Annotated in this window: 17 protein-coding genes; 8 read left to right on the forward strand and 9 right to left on the reverse strand. The window is 66.5% G+C overall.

Annotated elements, in window-relative coordinates:
* Positions 1-60 precede the first annotated feature (60 nt).
* The 4 genes from POF53_RS00785 to POF53_RS00800 all read right to left on the reverse strand — a co-directional run bounded on the left by POF53_RS00785 (position 61) and on the right by POF53_RS00800 (position 4,421).
* A complete protein-coding gene (locus POF53_RS00785) occupies positions 61-1,005 on the reverse strand; it encodes a FecR domain-containing protein (protein WP_498965882.1) in 945 nt (314 codons plus the stop codon).
* Complete coding sequence (locus POF53_RS00790; protein WP_498965884.1) at positions 1,002-1,520, reverse strand: RNA polymerase sigma factor; 519 nt, start codon at positions 1,518-1,520, stop codon at positions 1,002-1,004. The genes POF53_RS00785 and POF53_RS00790 overlap by 4 nt, the downstream gene beginning before the upstream one ends.
* Positions 1,521-1,776: 256 nt before the next feature.
* Positions 1,777-2,487, reverse strand: coding sequence for a 3'-5' exonuclease (locus tag POF53_RS00795; protein WP_203649818.1), 711 nt, complete (start codon positions 2,485-2,487; stop codon positions 1,777-1,779).
* Positions 2,484-4,421: a putative nucleotidyltransferase substrate binding domain-containing protein gene (locus POF53_RS00800; protein WP_232855049.1), complete on the reverse strand. Its 1,938-nt coding sequence runs from the start codon at positions 4,419-4,421 to the stop codon at positions 2,484-2,486. Before POF53_RS00800 ends, POF53_RS00795 begins: the two co-directional genes overlap by 4 nt.
* A 225-nt stretch (positions 4,422-4,646) precedes the next feature.
* Between POF53_RS00800 and POF53_RS00805 the strand changes: the two genes are divergently transcribed.
* A complete protein-coding gene (locus POF53_RS00805) occupies positions 4,647-5,096 on the forward strand; it encodes a response regulator (protein WP_062575435.1) in 450 nt (149 codons plus the stop codon).
* 84 nt (positions 5,097-5,180) lie between these two features.
* Here the strand turns inward: POF53_RS00805 and POF53_RS00810 are convergent, their stop codons facing one another.
* The gene (locus tag POF53_RS00810) at positions 5,181-7,358 is read right to left on the reverse strand and encodes a malate synthase G (RefSeq protein ID WP_498965887.1); all 2,178 of its coding nucleotides are present in this window, start codon (positions 7,356-7,358) and stop codon (positions 5,181-5,183) included.
* Positions 7,359-7,817: 459 nt separating this feature from the next.
* Here POF53_RS00810 and POF53_RS00815 point away from each other — a divergent pair, with 459 nt between their 5' ends.
* Positions 7,818-8,336, forward strand: a complete 519-nt coding sequence (locus POF53_RS00815) for a glycine cleavage system transcriptional repressor (protein WP_254464615.1) — start codon at positions 7,818-7,820, stop codon at positions 8,334-8,336.
* 333 nt (positions 8,337-8,669) lie between these two features.
* On the opposite strand, the gene rarD is transcribed toward POF53_RS00815, so the two are convergent.
* The 4 genes from rarD to POF53_RS00835 all read right to left on the reverse strand — a co-directional run bounded on the left by rarD (position 8,670) and on the right by POF53_RS00835 (position 12,324).
* Complete coding sequence (gene rarD / locus POF53_RS00820; RefSeq protein ID WP_498965890.1) at positions 8,670-9,557, reverse strand: EamA family transporter RarD; 888 nt, start codon at positions 9,555-9,557, stop codon at positions 8,670-8,672.
* A 64-nt stretch (positions 9,558-9,621) separates the two neighbouring features.
* A complete protein-coding gene (locus tag POF53_RS00825) occupies positions 9,622-10,596 on the reverse strand; it encodes a serine/threonine protein kinase (protein ID WP_498965892.1) in 975 nt (324 codons plus the stop codon).
* A 168-nt stretch (positions 10,597-10,764) separates the two neighbouring features.
* A complete protein-coding gene (locus POF53_RS00830) occupies positions 10,765-11,529 on the reverse strand; it encodes a TOBE domain-containing protein (RefSeq protein WP_498965894.1) in 765 nt (254 codons plus the stop codon).
* Positions 11,530-11,586: 57 nt separating this feature from the next.
* Positions 11,587-12,324, reverse strand: a complete 738-nt coding sequence (locus POF53_RS00835; RefSeq protein ID WP_498965896.1) for a ComFC family protein — start codon at positions 12,322-12,324, stop codon at positions 11,587-11,589.
* Positions 12,325-12,414: 90 nt separating this feature from the next.
* Here POF53_RS00835 and bioB point away from each other — a divergent pair, with 90 nt between their 5' ends.
* The 6 genes from bioB (at position 12,415) to POF53_RS00865 (ending at position 17,277) form a co-directional block, all read left to right on the forward strand.
* Positions 12,415-13,473: a biotin synthase BioB gene (gene bioB / locus POF53_RS00840; protein WP_110734496.1), complete on the forward strand. Its 1,059-nt coding sequence runs from the start codon at positions 12,415-12,417 to the stop codon at positions 13,471-13,473.
* Between the two features lie 2 nt (positions 13,474-13,475).
* Positions 13,476-14,648: an 8-amino-7-oxononanoate synthase gene (bioF, locus tag POF53_RS00845; RefSeq protein WP_203649847.1), complete on the forward strand. Its 1,173-nt coding sequence runs from the start codon at positions 13,476-13,478 to the stop codon at positions 14,646-14,648.
* Positions 14,641-15,372 (forward strand): alpha/beta fold hydrolase, encoded by a 732-nt coding sequence (locus POF53_RS00850; RefSeq protein ID WP_498965899.1) that lies wholly within the window; start codon positions 14,641-14,643, stop codon positions 15,370-15,372. The genes bioF and POF53_RS00850 overlap by 8 nt, the downstream gene beginning before the upstream one ends.
* Positions 15,365-16,189 carry a malonyl-ACP O-methyltransferase BioC gene (gene bioC / locus POF53_RS00855; RefSeq protein WP_498965901.1) on the forward strand — a complete coding sequence of 275 codons (825 nt, stop codon included), beginning with the start codon at positions 15,365-15,367 and terminating at the stop codon, positions 16,187-16,189. Before POF53_RS00850 ends, bioC begins: the two co-directional genes overlap by 8 nt.
* A gap of 1 nt (position 16,190) precedes the next feature.
* A complete protein-coding gene (gene bioD, locus POF53_RS00860; protein ID WP_203649854.1) occupies positions 16,191-16,871 on the forward strand; it encodes a dethiobiotin synthase in 681 nt (226 codons plus the stop codon).
* A gap of 109 nt (positions 16,872-16,980) precedes the next feature.
* Positions 16,981-17,277 (forward strand): pyrroloquinoline quinone biosynthesis protein PqqE, encoded by a 297-nt coding sequence (locus tag POF53_RS00865; protein ID WP_203649856.1) that lies wholly within the window; start codon positions 16,981-16,983, stop codon positions 17,275-17,277.
* Positions 17,278-17,503 lie beyond the last annotated feature (226 nt).

The raw sequence follows: 17,503 nt of genomic DNA on the forward strand, positions 1-17,503 counted from the left end.
TTAGAATCTGGCGCGATCCCTGTGGGAGCGGGTTTACCCGCGAAGGGCGGCAAGCAGCGCTTATCTGGCGGAGACGGTCACCCACCACGGCGTATGCCGCTCGATCTTCACCGGCAGCGCCGGCTGCAGCGAGGCCAGGGCCAGGTCGGTGTCGGTCAGCGGGAAGCTGCCGCTCACGCGCAGGTCGGCGACCTCGTCGCTGACCCCCAGGTGGCCGCTGCGGTACTGGCCGAGCGCGGCCACCAGGTCGGCCAGGCGCACGTTGTCCACCACCAGCATGCCGCGGGTCCAGGCATCGCTGCCGACCGCCACGGAGCCGACCCGGCCCAGGCCGTCGGCGCTCATCAGCACCTGCTGGCCTTCGCGCAGCACCTGTTCGTCGCCACTGTTCTGCGGCTTGGCGGCCACCGAGGCCTGCAGCACCTCCAGGCGCGTGCCGGACTCCTCGCGCTTGACCAGGAAGCGCGTGCCCAGCGGGCGCAGGCGGCCATCCTCGGTGCGCACCAGCAGCGGACGGCTGTCCTTGTGGCCGGTTTCCACCGAGATTTCGCCACGATGCAGCACGATCAGCCGCTGCTCGCCGCGGAAATCGATGTCCACCGCGCTCTGGCTGTTCAGGCTCAGCAAGGTGCCGTCCTCCAGGCGCAGGGTGCGCAGCTCGCCGGTGCCGGTGCGCTGATCGGCCAGCCAGTAGGTCGGCGACAGGGTCGGCGCTGCGGCCCAGGTGAGCAGCCCGCCGAGCAGCAGCATGCTGGCCAGGCCACCAAGGCGCTGGCGCAGCCCGGCCCGTGATTGCAGCAGGGTGTGGCGCACCGGGCCGGCGGCGGCGTTGACGCGCCGGTCGAGCATGCCCAGTTGCAACCAGGCGCGGGCGTGCTCCTCGTGGGCGGCGTGCCAACGCATGAATTCGTTGCGTTCGTCCGGGGTACCGCTACCTTCGTCCAGGCACAGCTTCCAGGCGATGGCCGCTTCCAGCACCTGGCTGGAAACCGGGGCCTGGTTCATGTCGGCTCTCCATAGAGGGCGACATAGCACTGGCGCAGGCCCTGGGCGAGGTACTGGCGCACGCGGGACACCGACACCCCGAGGCGTTCGGCGATCTCGGCGTGGCCCAGACCGTCCAGGCGGTTGTACAGGAAGGCCGCGCGGGCCTTGCTCGACAGCTTGCCCAGCAGGCGGTCGATGGCCTTGAGGTCCTCGAGGATCAGGAGCTGCTGCTCGGGCGACGGGTGTTCGGCCTCGGGCAGCAGGGCCAGCTCGGCGAGGTAGGCCTGCTCGAGGGCGGCGCGGCGGAAGTGGTCGAACAGCAGGCCCTTGGCCACGGCGACCAGGAAGGCGCGGGGTTCGCGGGGGGCGTCCAGGCGCTCGCGACCGAGCAGGCGCACGAAGGTGTCCTGGCTCAGGTCTTCGGCGCGCTGACGGCAGGCGGTGCTGCGCTGCAACCAGGCCAGCAGCCAGGTGCGATGGTCGCGATACAGCGCTCCGACCAGCTCGGCATGTGGACTGTGCGCAGGCGTCAAGAAGCGATCCCCGGGAAAGAATGCGTTAACTAACGATAATTATTCGCGATTGTGGCAGAGGCGGGGGTGGTGGCGCAATTGACGCTTATCGGATTGCCAGCATGATGATCCGGTTCACACCTCTCACTGTAGGAGCGGCCTTGTGCCGCGAAAGGGCCGCAAAGCGGCCCCGGCGGTTCTAGCGCTCACCGGGAGAGGGGCTGCTGTGCAGCCCATTCGCGGCACGAGGCCGCTCCTACAGGGGGCGATGTATGGGTCAGAGGCCATGACTCTGGACTTTACGCCGTCGCCACTGACGCACCCGCTGCTCCAGCTGCAACGGGCTGTCCAGTTGCTGGCGCCGGGCCTGGCTGAACAGGATCAACGCCAGCTCCGCGGTCACCTGGGCATCGGCGCTGGCATGGTGGCGGGCCTGGACTTCGAGGCCGAAGCGGGCGATCCAGTCGTCCAGACCGGCTTCACGCAGCACGGTGTCGGGGTTGAGCATCGGCGCCAGCTCCGCCACGTCGAGGAACGGATGCTGCAGGCGCAGGCCCAGGCTGTCCTTCAGCGCCCGGGCCAGCATGCGCTGGTCGAACGGGGCGTGGAACGCCAGCACCGGGCTGTCGCCGATGAAGTCCATCAGATCGAGCAGCGCCTCGGCCGGGTCGCAGCCGGCAGCCAGGGCGCTGGGGCCCAGGCCATGGATCAGCACACTGGCGTTGGTCTTCTGCGCGGGCCGGTGCAGGGTGCGCTCGAACGGACGACCCAGGGCGATGGCGCCATCCTCGATGGCCACCGCGCCGATCGACAGCACCTGGTCGCGGTTGAGGTTCAGGCCGCTGGTCTCCAGGTCCAGCACCACCCAGCGCTGTTCACGCAACGAGCGCACGCCCAGTGGCGCCGGCCCTGGCAGCATGGCCAGGCGCCGACGCAGCGGGGCGGCGAGTTCGGGGGCGGCGGGGCGCCACCAGGCGAACAGGTTCACAGCTGGTACCGCAGGGCCAGGCTGCTTTGCAGGCGTTGGGCCTGGCGCAGGGACTCGCGCAGGATGCGCCGGTCCAGGTGGTTGAGGCTGTCCGGGTCGAGCCGGTTGGAGTAGGGCTGGTTCTCGCGGGTCTGGCGCTGGTGCTGCTGCATGCGGGTCTGCTGGATGAAGTGGTAGGCCTCTTCATAGGCGGCGCCGTCGAGCGGGTCGATGATGCCCTTGGCGATCAGCTGGCGCAGGCGTTCCAGGGTGTTGCAGGCGCTGACGCCATGGGCCAGGGCCAGCAGCCTGGCGCCATCGACGAACGGGGTCAGGCCCTGCACCTTGAGGTCGAGGGTGGCGGCCTTGTCGTCCCCCTGGCGGGTCAGCACGAACTCGCGCAGGCGCCCGACCGGTGGTCGTTGGCGCAGGGCATTGTCGGCCATCATGCGCTGGAAGAGGCGGTTGTCGGCGACCTGCTCCAGCAGGCCCTGGCGCAGTTGTTCGCAGCCTTGCTCGTCGCCCCAGACCACGCGCAGGTCGAAGTAGATGCTCGAGCCCAGCAGGTTCTCGGGGCTCGCCTCGCGCACGAAGCCGGCAAAGCGTCGCGCCCATTCGCTGCGTGACAGGCACAGCTCGGGGTTGCCGGCCATCACATTGCCCTTGCACAGGGTGAAGCCGCACTGGGCCAGGTTGTGATTGACCTGCTGGGCCAGCGGCAGCAGCCGGGCGCGTATGGCCTCGGCCTCGACGGCGTCGCGGGCCTCGAAGAGGATGCCGTTGTCCTGGTCGGTGTGCAGCGTCTGCTCGCGGCGGCCTTCACTGCCGAAGCACAGCCAGCTGAACGGCACGCCCGGGTCGCCGCGTTCGGCGATGGCCAGCTCGATCACCCGGCACACGGTATGGTCGTTGAGCAAGGTGATGATCTGGGTGATCTGGGTCGAGGACGCGCCGTGGGCGAGCATGCGCTCGACCAGCTGGCCGATCTCGCCGCGCAACGACACCAGGCTGTCCAGGCGTGGCGCATGGCGGATGGTGCGGGCCAGGTGCACCAGGTCGACACGCTGCAGGGAGAACAGGTCGCGTTCGGAGATCACCCCGCACAGGCGCTGGTTGTCCACCAGGCAGACGTGGGCGATGTGCCGCTCGGTCATCGCCATGGCGGCATCGAAAGCGCTGGCCTGGGGACTCAGGTGGAACGGCCGGGCGGTCATGTAGCGCTCGATCGGCGCGGTCAGCTCGGCACTGGCGTCGGCCACCACCTGGCGCAGGTCGCGCAGGGTGAAGATGCCGAGGGGATGGCGCTGGTCGTCGACGATGACGATGCTGCCGACCTGCTGCTCGTGCATCAACCCCACCGCCTCGCGCAGCGGCGTGTCCGGCGCGCACACCACCGGATGGCGCAGCGCCAGTTCGCCCAGCGGGGTGTTCAGCGAGTACTGGGTACCCAGGGTCTCCACGGCGCGTCGGCGCACCTGCTGGTTGACCTGGTCGAGCAGGCTGCTGACGCCACGCAGGGCGAAGTCGCGGAACACCTCGGACATGGAGAACACACGGATGAACGCGGCCTTGTCCAGTTGCAGGCAGAAGGTGTCCTCGCCGGCCAGGTGCTCGGTGCGGGTGGCCCGCTCGCCGAGCAACGCGGCCAGCGGGAAGCATTCGCCGCTGGCGATCTCGAAGGTGGTCTCGGTGCCCGGCTTGGTGACATGGTGGCGCTCGCCGACCACGCGGCCCTGCTTGACGATATAGAAGTGCTCGACCGGACCGTCGGCAGGCTTGATGATGCTTTCGCCGGCCGCGTGGAAACGCAGCTGGCACTGCTCCACCAGGTAGGCCAGGTGGTTGTGTTCCATCTGGTTGAACGGCGGGAAACGCTGCAGGAACTGCAGGGTACCCTGGATGTTTTGCAGCACTGCTGTTCTGCCCGCCTGGCTGTAGGCGTCCTTTTTGCTCATGGAACCGACCGCGATAAGTATGTCTGCAAATGTAGCGCAGACCTTGTTGTTCTAAGGCTCCATGGTCGGACGACGGCTCTACGGTGCCCATTGGACGTAAGTCTATAAGGCGCGATGGGTGTTTCGCTGCTTGTGTCCGGTGTCAAATAGCCGACGAAAGGCAGTTTGCATGCAGGGGCTTTGCGGTCTGAACTTGAATAACGGGGTTTTTTTGACGAGACGACCATGGCAGAGCATGACGACATCCTGAGCGACGCCGAACGTGAGGCGTTGGCCGTGGTGAGCGCACCCGTCGCGCCCAGGCCCGTGGTACTGGTGGTGGACGACAACCCGGTGAGCAGACAAGCATTGTGCCTGTATCTGCAGAGTCATCAGATTGACTGCATGGAGGCAGACGGAACTGAGGAGGCGCTGTTCAAACTGCATTATCAGTCACGTATCGCACTGATGATTACCGACTTGCGCATGAAACCTCTGGATGGCCAGAAACTTATCGAGGAAGTGCACAAGACGGAACGGGCTGCTCTTCCGATCATCGTCGTCTCTGGTGACACCGATGTGAAGGAAGCGGTGGACGTGATGCATCTGGGGGTGGTGGATTTCCTGCTCAAGCCGGTGGACCTGGACAGGTTGCTGGAGTTGGTGAGGAAGGAGTTGCGAATAGGGCAGGGCTGAAAACGATCGCGGGGCCAGCCCGCTCCCACGCCAATGTGCATGTGGCGTGGGAGCGGGCTGGCCCCGCGATGCGTTGCTGGCTGATTACAGCCCGTTGCGCGCCTTGAACTCGCGACGACGACGATGCAGCACCGGCTCGGTGTAGCCGTTCGGCTGCTTGGCACCCTCTACAACCAACTCGATTGCCGCCTGGAACGCGATGTTGTCATCGAAGTTCGGCGCCATCGGGCGGTACAGGGCGTCACCGGCGTTCTGCTTGTCGACCACCGCGGCCATGCGCTTGAGGCTTTCCAGCACCTGCTCCTGGGTGACCACGCCGTGGCGCAGCCAGTTGGCCAGCAACTGGGCCGAGATGCGCAGGGTGGCGCGGTCTTCCATCAGGCCGACATCGTTGATGTCCGGCACCTTCGAGCAACCCACGCCCTGGTCGATCCAGCGCACCACGTAGCCGAGAATGCCCTGGGCATTGTTGTCCAGCTCGTTGCGGATCTCGTCGGCCGACCAGTTGGTGTCGGCGGCCAGCGGGATGGTCAGGATATCATCGACCGAGGCCGGGGTACGCGAAGCCAGCTCGCGCTGACGGGCCTGCACGTCAACCTTGTGGTAGTGCAGGGCGTGCAGGGTGGCGGCGGTCGGCGAAGGTACCCAGGCGGTGTTGGCGCCGGCCAGCGGGTGAGCGATCTTCTGCTCGAGCATGGCGGCCATCAGGTCGGGCATGGCCCACATGCCCTTGCCGATCTGCGCACGGCCTTGCAGGCCGGTGGCCAGGCCGACATCGACGTTGTTGTTCTCGTAGGCGCCGATCCACTTCTCGTTCTTCATGGCGCCCTTGCGCACCACGGCGCCGGCTTCCATGGAGGTGTGGATCTCGTCACCGGTGCGGTCGAGGAAGCCGGTGTTGATGAACACCACGCGCTCGGCGGCGGCCTTGATGCAGGACTTGAGGTTGACCGTGGTGCGGCGCTCCTCGTCCATGATGCCGACCTTGACGGTGTTGCGCTTCATGCCCAGCAGGTCTTCGACGCGGCTGAAGATCTCGGCGGCGAAGGCCACTTCCTCCGGGCCGTGCATCTTCGGCTTGACGATGTACACGCTGCCGCTGCGGGTGTTCTTGCGGCTGGTGTTGCCGTTGAGGTTGTGCAGGGCGATCAGGTTGGTGAACAGGCCGTCCTGGATACCCTCGGGGATCTCGTTGCCCTGGGCGTCGAGAATTGCCGGGTTGGTCATCAGGTGACCGACGTTGCGCACGAACAGCAGCGAGCGACCGTGCAGGGTGACGCTGCCACCGTTCGGTGCGGCGTACTCGCGGTCCGGGTTCATGGTGCGGGTGAAGGTCTTGCCGCCCTTGCTGACGCTCTCGGCCAGGTCGCCTTTCATCAGGCCCAGCCAGTTGCGGTAGACGATCACCTTGTCGTCGGCGTCGACGGCGGCGACCGAGTCTTCGCAGTCCATGATGGTGGTCAGTGCCGACTCCATCAGGATGTCCTTCACGCCGGCGGCGTCGGTGCTGCCGACCGGGGTGCTGGCATCGACCTGGATCTCGAAGTGCAGGCCGTTGTGCTTGAGCAGCACGGCGGTCGGCGCCTTCGCGTCGCCATGGAAACCGATCAGCTGGGCGTCGTCGCGCAGGCCGCTGTTGCTGCCGCCCTTGAGGGCGACTACCAGCTTGCCGTCTTCGATGCGGTAGCCGGTGGAGTCGACGTGGGAGCCGGCGGCCAGTGGCGCGGCTTCGTCGAGGAAGGCGCGGCCGAAGGCGATGACCTTGTCGCCGCGCAGCTTGTTGTAACCCTGGCCTTTCTCGGCGCCGCCCTCATCGCTGATGACATCGGTGCCGTAGAGGGCGTCGTACAGCGAACCCCAGCGGGCGTTGGCGGCGTTCAGGGCGAAGCGGGCGTTCATCACCGGCACCACCAGCTGCGGGCCGGCCATGTGGGCGATTTCTTCGTCGACGTTCTGCGTGGTGGCCTGGAAGTCGTCGACTTGTGGCAGCAGGTAGCCGATTTCCTCGAGGAATGCCTTGTAGGTCACCGCGTCATGGGCCTGGCCCTGGCGTGCCTGGTGCCAGGCGTCGATCTTGGCTTGCAGCTCGTCGCGCTTGGCGAGCAGGGCTTTGTTCTTTGGAGCGAGGTCTTTAATGATCTCTGCCGCCCCGGCCCAGAACTTGTCGGCTCCGATGCCGGTTCCAGGGATCGCTTCGTCGTTGACGAAGTCGTACAGGGCCTTGGCGACCTGAAGGCCACCGACTTGAACGTATCCAGTCATTGCTTGCCTCACCTCTGCTCAGCTATTTCGCTTTCGCTCTTCTGTATTAAGCCTGTAGCGCTTCTCTAAACACGGCACCAGTGCGTGCCCGCGTGCTCCGGGGCGGCTGGGTGCGGCTCGCCAGACGGGCCGGCGGGCGGTTGGCGTATTTTCACAGGCGCCTTGGCAGACATCGAAACGACGTTTTGTAGTCCGCGTCGGCGCATACTACATGAAGCAGCAGGCAGGTGAACATCAGACTAAAAGCGTCGCTCTGCGACCGGTTGGTCGCATGGGGTCACGCTGGGAGACGCCATGTTCGCAAAAAACAGGTGGATTGTTCCAGATAAATCTTGAAACAGTACACGATTACTTGCCGTGACTGTCCTGCGGCAGGTTGCCGCGCCTTGCCTATACTGATTCGATCCCCGTATTCCGGTCGCCTGGGGCGGCCTTCGCAGACGAATGAAGGAGTGGCCCGTGGACCATCTCGTACTCACCGTGATCGCCCCGGACAAGGCCGGGCAGGTCGAGCGTATCGCCCAGTGCATCGCCGATCACAATGGCAACTGGCTGGAAAGCCGCATGTCGCGCATGGCCGGGCAGTTCGCCGGGATCCTGCGGGTGGCGGTGCCGGCGGAGACCTACGCCGAACTGGTCGAGTCGCTGCAGAAACTGGGAGATCACGGCATTCGCGTACTCATCGCCGAAAGCGGTATCGAGCCCTCCTGCACCTGGAAACCGATCGCCATGGAACTGGTGGGTAACGACCGGCCGGGCATCGTCCGTGATATCACCCGCTTGCTGGCCGAGCAAGGGGTGAACGTGGAGCGCTTGAGTACCGAGGTGCGGCCGGCGCCGATGAGCAGTGAGCCGTTGTTCCATGCCGATGCGTTGCTGGCGTTGCCGTTGACCTTGTCGCTGGACGATCTGCAGGCGCGGCTGGAGAGCCTGGCGGATGATCTGATGGTGGAGTTGTGGCTGCGGCCGGAAGATTGATTCGAGATCGTCGGGGCTGCTTTGCAGCCCTTTTCGCGGCACAAGGCCGCTCCTACAGAGGACTGCATGCCCTTGTAGGAGCGGCCTTGTGCCGCGAACGGGGTGCGCAGCGCCCCCGGCGGTTATCCCTATTTATCGGGGATGCCCCTGTGGATAACCTGGGGGCGCTCCCCGCCAGCCCAGTAGTCACGAGGCCTGGCGAAACTTGAGCAAAAAACGTCCACTAATCAGTGGCTTGTGCACAAACGCCGGGGACGAGGGTGTGGATAACCTTTGGAGCGCTTGCTGCAGGCCACGTCCCCCGTGGCCTTCAGCAATATGATCATTTTTTGATCAGGCGCGCTTGCGCAAACTCAGCCAGGCATCGACGCTGTAGACAGCCAGCCCCGCCCAGATAAAGGCGAACGCCACCAAGGTGCTCGACGACAGGTGTTCGTCGAACAGCAGCACTGCCTGCAGCAGCACCAGGGTCGGTGCCAGGTACTGCAGGAAGCCCAGCGTGGTATAGGGCAGGTGGCGTGCAGCGGCGTTGAAGCACACCAGCGGCACCAGGGTCACTGGGCCGGCGGCGATCAGCCACAGCGCTTCGCTGCTGCTGAAGAACTCAGGGCTGGCGCTGCTGGCCGTCGGGTGCAGCAACAACCAGCCGATGGCAATGGGCACCAGCATCCAGGTCTCGACCACCAGCCCCGGCAGCGCCGCCACCGGTGCCTGCTTGCGGATCAAGCCATAGAAGCCGAACGACAGCGCCAGGGCCAGCGACACCCAGGGCAGGCTGCCGACCTGCCACACCTGCTGCGCCACGCCCAGGGCCGCCAGGACCACCGCCAGCCATTGCAGGCGGCGCAGGCGCTCGCCGAGCAGCAGCATGCCCAGCAGCACGTTGATCAGCGGGTTGATGTAGTAGCCCAGGCTGGCCTCGAGCATGCGCTCGTTGTTCACCGCCCACACGTAGGTCAGCCAGTTGCCGGCGATCAGCGCACCGCTGAGCGCGAGGATCGCCAGGCGCCGCGGGTTGTCGCGCAGTTCGCGCCACCAGCCGGGGTGTTTCCACACCAGCAGCAGGAGCGAGCCGAACAGGGCCGACCAGAGCACGCGGTGGACGATGATTTCCACCGCCGGAACGCTCTGGATCGCTTTGAAGTACAGGGGGAACAGGCCCCAGATGATGTAGGCGCCGAGGCCCAGGAGGTACCCGCGGCGCGGGTTGGCGGCGTGCATGCAGAATCCTTGCTTAGGTAGCTAAATAAAGCGACGCCTATTGTAGACAGACCTCGGCCTGGACCTAGAACAATTTCAACGGTTGTTCATCGAGCGCGGCGATCTGCTCGCGCAGGGCCAGGATCTGATCGCCCCAGTAGCGCGGCTGGCCGAACCAGGGGAAGCTCGGCGGGAACGCCGGATCGTCCCAGCGCCGCGCCAGCCAGGCGCTGTAGTGCAACTGGCGCAGGGCGCGCAGCGGCTCGATCAGGGCCAGCTCACGCGGGTCGAAGTCGTGGAATTCGTTGTAGCCGTCAATCAGTTCGGCCAGCTGGCCGAGACGCTCTTCGCGGCTGCCGGCGAGCATCATCCACAGGTCCTGGACGGCCGGGCCCATGCGGCAGTCGTCGAGGTCGACCACGTGGTAGACGTCGTCGCGGTGCATCAGGTTGCCGGGGTGCAGGTCACCGTGCAGGCGGATCGACTGGTACGAAGTGCGGGCGTAGATATCCTCGACCCGCTTGAGCAGGTCGCGGGCCACCGATTCGTAGGCCGGCAGCAACTCGCGGGGCACGAAGTTGCCGTCGAGCAAGGTCTTGAGCGAGGCGTGGCCAAAGTTGTCCACCGCCAGGGCTTCACGGTGCTCGAAGGGTTTGCTCGCCCCTACCGCGTGCAGGCGCCCGAGCAGTTGCCCGAGGCGATAGAGCTGGTCGAGATTGCCCGGCTCCGGTGCGTGGCCGCCACGGCGCGGGAACAGGGTGAAGCGAAAACCCTGGTGTTCGAACAGGGAGCGACCCTCGTGCAGCAGCGGCGCCACCACCGGCACTTCGCACTCGGCCAGCTCGCGGGTGAAGGCGTGCTCCTCGAGGATCGCCGCGTCGCTCCAGCGCCCTGGGCGATAGAACTTGGCGATCAGCGGCTGCGCGTCCTCGATGCCCACCTGGTAGACGCGGTTCTCGTAGCTGTTGAGCGCCAGCACCCGTGCATCGCTTAGAAAGCCGAGGCTTTCCACGGCGTCCAGCACGAGGTCGGGGGTGAGGGTGTCGAAGGGGTGGGACATGAGAGGCTCCGGTCGCTGGGACTGCGGCCTGCATGTTACCCCAATCCCAAGGCTGACCCGATCACCCAGTCCTTTAGGCTGCGCTGTTGCACAGTGAGCCAAGTTGCATGAATCAACAGCGTGGGAGCGGGCTTGCCCCGCGATCCGGGCGCGCAGCGCACGGCCAGGCTAGACCGGCACCCCGAGCAACACGAACGACGGATGAAACTGCACCCGCAAGGCGCTCCCCGGCCGGACCTGCCGTTGCACCAGCCAGGCTGTCTCGGCAATGGCGCACAAGGTCTGGCCATTGCCCAGCGCCAAGCGCACCTCGCCCGGCCCATCCTCTTCGATGAGCACCTCCTCGACCTTGGCCTTAAGGCAGTTGCTCCCAGGCTCCGGCGTCTCATCCGCGTCCAGCAACCGTACCCAGCCGGCCTTGAGCAGCGCCACCACCGTCCCCCCCAGCGCCAGCTCCAGCCGCTCGGTACTGCCCTGGGTGATCAAGGCCTCGATCTCCAGCCCGCCGCCCAGGTCCAGGCTGATGCGGTCATGCCGGCCTTCGCGGCGCAGCCCGCTGATCCGCCCCTGCAGCTGGTTGCGCGCACTGGTGCGGAGCATCAGGCGCCCGAGCAGATCGAGGTCACTGCTGTCCTCGGCGGACTCGAGAATCTCCGCCTGCAGTGCCTGCAGGCGCTGGTACAGGCGCAGCACTCGCTCGCCTTCGGCGGACAGCCGTGCGCCACCGCCGCCGCGGCCGCCGGTGCTGCGTTCCACCAGGGGCTGCGCCGCCAGGTTGTTGAGTTCGTCGATGGCATCCCAGGCGGCCTTGTAGCTGATGCCGGCGGCCTTGGCGGCGCGGGTGATCGAGCCCTGTTCGGCGACATGCTGCAACAGGGCGATGCGCTGTGGACGGCGGACAATGTGCTGGGTGAGCAGGGCTGGCAGGGACATGGGCGGGCATCGGGTGTGGTGTAGGTCCCGCGACGTTGCCGCCGTCACCGGGGCAAGTCAAGCCTGGCCCGGCCTGGGCGTGCGCGCCAGGCAGTAGATGTCGACCCGCCGGGCGCCGGCCTGGCGCAGCAGCCGGGCGATGGCCTGGGCGGTCGCCCCGGTGGTCAGCACGTCATCGACCAGTGCCAGGTGCAGGCCGTCGAGCTCGCTGCCGGGGGCAAGGGCGAAGGCCTGGCGCAGGTTGCGTTGCCGGGCCCGGGCGCCGAGGGCCTGCTGCGCCGGGGTATCGCGCACACGCAGGAGCAGGCGCTCGTCACAGGGCAGGTGCAGTTGCCCGGCGAGCCAGCGGGCGAGCATCGCCGCCTGGTTGAAGCCGCGCTGGCGCAGTCGACGCCTGGCCAGCGGCACCGGCAACAGGCGGTCCGGCCGTGGCAGGTCTTCGTCGTAGCGGTGCGTCAGGCTGTGGCCGAGCAACTGCGCCAGCAACCGCCCCAGCGGCCACTGACTGTTGTGCTTGAAACGGCTGACCAGGGTGTCGATGGGAAAATCGTAATGCCACGGCGCGATCACTTGGCTGAATGCGGGAGGGCGGCGGCTGCAACCGCCGCAGAGAAGGCCGTCGATGGCCAGGGGCAGCGCGCAACGGCGGCACTGCTCGTCCAGCCAGGGCAGCGCCTGCTCGCAAGCGATGCACAAGGGATAGGGCTGCTCGGCAGGCTCGTCGCAGAGCAAACAGAATTGATCGATATTTGTACAGATGTAAACCAGCTTGTTCTTGATTGGTTGACAGTGCATGAGGCCTTCCGTAACTATGCGAGCTATCCGTGATGCGCTGGAGGGTTTTCCTGTCCCGGCGTCAGTCAGACCATAGATAAGGAAACGCCGATGAGCGCCAGCGCAATTGCAACCACACGTCACGACTGGTCCCTGGCCGAGGTCAAGGCCCTGTTCCAGCAGCCGTTCAACGACTTGCTGTTCCAGGCCCAGACCGTGCACCGCGCGCACTTCGACCCCAATCGCGTGCAGGTTTCCACGCTGTTGTCGATCAAGACCGGCGCCTGTCCGGAAGATTGCAAATATTGTCCACAGTCCGGTCACTACAACACCGGGCTGGAAAAGCAGAAGCTGATGGAAGTGCAGAAAGTGCTGGAGGAGGCCGCCCGGGCCAAGGCCATCGGTTCAACCCGCTTCTGCATGGGCGCGGCGTGGAAGCACCCGTCGGCCAAGGACATGCCCTACGTGCTGGAGATGGTCAAAGGGGTCAAGGCCATGGGCCTGGAAACCTGCATGACCCTCGGCAAACTCGACCAGGAGCAGACCCAGGCCCTGGCCCAGGCCGGCCTTGACTACTACAACCACAACCTCGACACCTCGCCGGAGTTCTACACCAGCATCATCACCACCCGCACCTACAGCGAGCGTCTGCAGACCCTGGCCTACGTGCGCGATGCCGGCATGAAGATCTGCTCCGGCGGTATCCTCGGCATGGGCGAGTCGCTGGACGACCGCGCAGGCCTGCTGATCCAGCTGGCCAACCTGCCCGAGCACCCGGAGTCGGTGCCGATCAACATGCTGGTCAAGGTCGCCGGCACGCCGCTGGCCGATGAAGAGGACGTCGACCCGTTCGACTTCATCCGCATGCTGGCCGTGGCCCGGATCCTCATGCCCAAGTCCCATGTGCGCCTGTCGGCCGGCCGCGAGCAGATGAACGAGCAGATGCAGGCCCTGGCGTTCATGGCCGGCGCCAACTCGATCTTCTACGGCGAGAAACTGCTGACCACCGGCAACCCGCAGGCCGACAAGGACATGCAGCTGTTCGCCCGCCTCGGCATTCAGCCGGAGGCCCGTGAGGAGCACGCCGACGAAGTGCACCAGGCCGCCATCGAACAGGCGCTGGTCGAGCAGCGCAGCAGCGAGTTGTTCTACGACGCAGCCTCGGCCTGAGCATGGCCTTCGATCTCGCCGCGCGCCTGGCCGAACGGCGTGCCGCCGACCTGTACCGCCAGCGACCACTGCTTGAAAGCCCGCAGGGGCCGCAGGTGGTGGTCGATGGCCAGCCGCTGCTGGCCTTCTGCAGCAACGACTACCTGGGCCTGGCCAATCATCCCGAGGTGATCAAGGCCTGGCGCGACGGCGCCGAGCGCTGGGGTGTCGGTGGCGGTGCCTCGCACCTGGTGATCGGCCACAGCACCCCGCACCATGAGGTGGAGGAGGCACTGGCCGAGCTGACGGGCCGGCCGCGCGCGTTGCTGTTCTCCACCGGCTACATGGCCAACCTCGGTGCGATCACCGCGCTGGTCGGGCAGGGCGACACGGTGTTGCAGGACCGCCTCAACCACGCCTCCCTGCTCGACGGCGGCCTGCTCAGCGGCGCCCGCTTCAGCCGCTACCTGCACAACGATCCGGCCAGCCTGGCCAGCCGCCTGGGCAAGGCCACCGGCAATACCCTGGTGGTCACCGACGGCGTGTTCAGCATGGACGGCGACTGCGCCGACCTGCCGGCCCTGGCCAGGGAGGCCCGCGCACGCGGTGCCTGGTTGATGGTCGACGATGCCCATGGCCTGGGGACCTTGGGCGCCAATGGCGGTGGCCTGGTCGAGCATTGCGGCCTGGGTGTCGAGGATGTGCCGGTGCTGATCGGCACGCTGGGCAAGGCCTGCGGTACCTCCGGCGCCTTCGTCGCCGGTAGCGAGGAACTGATCGAGGCGCTGGTGCAGTTCGCCCGGCCCTATATCTACACCACCAGCCAGCCACCGGCGCTGGCCTGCGCCACGCTCAAGGCCCTGGACTTGCTGCGCCGCGAACACTGGCGGCGCGAGCACCTGGCCGCGCTGATCCGGCAGTTCCGCACGGGCGCTGAGCAGATCGGCCTGACCCTGATGGACAGCCATACGGCGATCCAGCCGATCCTGATCGGCGATGCGGCCCGGACGCTGGCGTTGTCCCGCCTGTTGCGCGAGCGCGGGTTGCTGGTCACGGCGATTCGCCCACCCACCGTGCCCGCCGGCAGCGCCCGCTTGCGGGTGACCCTGAGCGCCGCCCACAGTGAGGCGCAGGTCCAGCTATTGTTGAATGCATTGGCCGAGTGTTATCCACAGCTGGAGTCCGCCGATGCGTAACCGACTGATCCTCCTGCCCGGCTGGGGCCTGGGCACCGCTTCACTGGAGCCGCTGGCCGCCAGCCTGCGCGCCCAGGATCCACGCCTGCAGGTCGAGCTGATGCCGCTACCTGAATTGGCCGACAGCGATGTCCAGGCCTGGGTCGAGCATCTGGACCGCAAGCTGCCGACCGACGTGTGGCTGGGCGGCTGGTCGCTCGGCGGCATGCTCGCCAGCGCTCTGGCGCACAAGCGCGGCGACCACTGTTGCGGCTTGCTCACTCTGGCCAGCAATCCCTGCTTCGTGGCCCGGCCGGACTGGCCGCACGGCATGCCCGCCGATACCTTCGGCACCTTCCTGGACGGCTGCCGCAGCCACACCCATGTCACCCTCAAGCGCTTCCGCACCCTGTGCAGCGAGGGCGCGCAGCAACCCCGCACCTTGCTGCGGCAGCTGGGGGTGGGCGTGCCCGACACCGATCCGCTGTACCTGGCCACCGGGCTGGAAGTACTGGCCAGCCTCGATACCCGCACTGCCCTGGAGCAATACGGCGGCCCGCAGCTGCACCTGTTCGCCGGCAGTGACGCGCTGGTGCCGGTGGAAGCGGCCCAGGCCCTGAGCGACCTGCTGCCCGACGTGGAAGTCGGTCTGGTCGAAGACAGTTCCCACGCCTTCCTGCTGGAGTATCCCCAGGAGCTGGCGGCGGGCATCAAGAGTTTCCTGCATGAGAGTGGCGATGACTGACCTTTCCCAGCCCACCCTGCCCGGCGCGTTGCCGGACAAGCGCCAGGTGGCGGCTTCGTTTTCCCGCGCTGCGGCCAGCTACGACAGCGTCGCGGCCTTGCAGCGCGCCGTGGGCATCGCGCTGCTGGAAAAGCTGCCCAGCGGCCTCGCGCCTGAGCGCTGGCTGGACATGGGCAGCGGTACCGGCCACTTCAGCCGGGTGCTGGCCGAGCGCTTCGCGGATGCGGGCGGCGTGGCGGTGGATATCGCCGAAGGGATGCTGCGCCATGCCCGCGAGCAGGGCGGCGCCCGGCATCATGTGGCGGGCGACGCCGAGCGCCTGCCGTTGCGCGATGACAGTATTGATCTGTTGTTCAGCAGCCTGGCGGTGCAGTGGTGCGGCCAGTTCGCCAGCGTGTTGGACGAGGCGCGGCGGGTGCTGCGCCCCGGCGGCGTGCTGGCCTTCAGCAGCCTGTGCGTGGGCACTCTCGATGAATTGCGCGCCAGCTGGCAGGCCGTGGATGGCATGGTGCACGTCAATCGCTTCCGGCGTTTCGAGGATTACCAGCGCCTGTGCGGTGACAGCGGGCTGGAGCTGATCGACCTGGAGCGGCGCCCCCACGTGCTGCATTATCCCGACGTGCGCAGCCTGACCCATGAACTCAAGGCGCTGGGCGCGCACAACCTCAATCCGGGGCGCCCGTCGGGGCTCACCGGGCGGGCACGGATGCAGGGCCTGTTGCAGGCCTACGAACAGTACCGCCAGGCGCAAGGCCTGCCGGCCACCTACCAGGTGGTCTATGGCGTCCTGCGCAAGCCGTTGGGCGGGGAGCAGTGACATGAGCCAGGCCTATTTCATTGCCGGCACCGACACCGATGTCGGCAAGACCACCATCGCCGCGGGTTTGCTGCATGCGGCGCGGCAACTGGGGTTGAGCACCCTGGCGGCCAAGCCGGTGGCGTCCGGGTGCGTGGTGACGGCCAAGGGGCTGCGCAACAGCGACGCCCTGGCGCTGATCGACGAAAGCTCGGTCAAGTTGTCCTATGAAGCAGTCAACCCCTTCGCCTTCGAGCCGGCTATCGCCCCGCATGTGGCGGCCCGCGAGGCCGGGGTGGCGTTGAGCGTGCCGGCGCTGCGCGATGCCATGCAGCAGGTGCTGGCGCAAAATGCCGACTTCACCTTGATCGAAGGCGCCGGTGGCTGGCGCGTGCCGTTGTCCGACCATGCCAACCTGTCGGACCTGGCCATTGCCTTGAAGCTGCCGGTGATCCTGGTGGTGGGCGTACGGCTTGGGTGCATCAACCACGCCTTGCTCAGTGCCGAAGCCATCGCCCGGGACGGCCTGCAACTGGCGGGATGGGTGGCGAACATCGTCGATCCGCGTACATCGCGCCTGGAAGAAAACCTGTCCAGCCTGGCCGAGCGCCTGCCCGCGCCCTGCCTGGGGCGGGTGCCTTGGTTGAAGCAGGCTGGCGCGGAGGCAGTGGCTGCGCATTTGCAACTGGACCTGCTGGATTAGGCCTTTGCCTATTGGCTGGCACTAGGCTATTAGGGATTTAAACGGGCCTTTTTCCCTGTCTGCTGCTTTAATAAGGCCTGTTCATCATCCAGCGTCATGGAGTCCTGACATGGAAATCAATGCGAGCTCCGCCTTCTACGCGGGCCTGGGTGCCATCCAGAATGGCCAGAACCGTGTCGACCAGGCCGCCCAGCAGATTGCCAGCGGCGCTGTCGAGCGAGGCACCAGCGGGCAATCCACTGAATACCAGGCCGAGCGCCTGCGCGGTGTAGACCGCAGCCAGCAGTTGGACCTGGCCACCAGCACCGTGCAACTGGCCCTGGGCAAGCACGAAGTCGAACTCGGCGTCAAAGTCGCCAAGGCTTCCGATGAAATGCTCGGTCGGTTCATCGACACCTACGTCTGACCCGCTGAATCCCATTCGCTTACTTCGCGGGGCAAGCCCGCTTCCATTCGTGGGAGCGGGCTTGCCCCGCGATGCGTTTAAGGGTGCTTGGCGTAAATGTCATATTCGGCGGCATAAACGCCATCGTTCACCCACCTTGACAGCGAGGCCACCTAAACGTAAGTTTCAAACAACTGTTTGACCGAAAGCCGCCAAGAGCTGGTCGGTATCCGCGGTCTCCCCACCG

The organism is Mitsuaria sp. RG (assembly GCF_028369275.1).
In the GTDB taxonomy this organism is placed as follows: domain Bacteria; phylum Pseudomonadota; class Gammaproteobacteria; order Pseudomonadales; family Pseudomonadaceae; genus Aquipseudomonas; species Aquipseudomonas peradeniyensis.

Coding starts and splice junctions, on each gene's coding strand:
- POF53_RS00830 (WP_498965894.1), bottom strand. CDS start 11,529: ATGTCCCTGCCAGCCCTGCTCACCCAGCACATTGTCCGCCGTCCACAG.
- POF53_RS00785 (WP_498965882.1), bottom strand. CDS start 1,005: ATGAACCAGGCCCCGGTTTCCAGCCAGGTGCTGGAAGCGGCCATCGCC.
- rarD (WP_498965890.1), bottom strand. CDS start 9,557: ATGCACGCCGCCAACCCGCGCCGCGGGTACCTCCTGGGCCTCGGCGCC.
- POF53_RS00805 (WP_062575435.1), top strand. CDS start 4,647: ATGGCAGAGCATGACGACATCCTGAGCGACGCCGAACGTGAGGCGTTG.
- POF53_RS00850 (WP_498965899.1), top strand. CDS start 14,641: ATGCGTAACCGACTGATCCTCCTGCCCGGCTGGGGCCTGGGCACCGCT.
- POF53_RS00835 (WP_498965896.1), bottom strand. CDS start 12,324: ATGCACTGTCAACCAATCAAGAACAAGCTGGTTTACATCTGTACAAAT.
- bioB (WP_110734496.1), top strand. CDS start 12,415: ATGAGCGCCAGCGCAATTGCAACCACACGTCACGACTGGTCCCTGGCC.
- POF53_RS00865 (WP_203649856.1), top strand. CDS start 16,981: ATGGAAATCAATGCGAGCTCCGCCTTCTACGCGGGCCTGGGTGCCATC.
- POF53_RS00800 (WP_232855049.1), bottom strand. CDS start 4,421: ATGAGCAAAAAGGACGCCTACAGCCAGGCGGGCAGAACAGCAGTGCTG.
- POF53_RS00825 (WP_498965892.1), bottom strand. CDS start 10,596: ATGTCCCACCCCTTCGACACCCTCACCCCCGACCTCGTGCTGGACGCC.
- POF53_RS00810 (WP_498965887.1), bottom strand. CDS start 7,358: ATGACTGGATACGTTCAAGTCGGTGGCCTTCAGGTCGCCAAGGCCCTG.
- bioD (WP_203649854.1), top strand. CDS start 16,191: ATGAGCCAGGCCTATTTCATTGCCGGCACCGACACCGATGTCGGCAAG.
- bioF (WP_203649847.1), top strand. CDS start 13,476: ATGGCCTTCGATCTCGCCGCGCGCCTGGCCGAACGGCGTGCCGCCGAC.
- bioC (WP_498965901.1), top strand. CDS start 15,365: ATGACTGACCTTTCCCAGCCCACCCTGCCCGGCGCGTTGCCGGACAAG.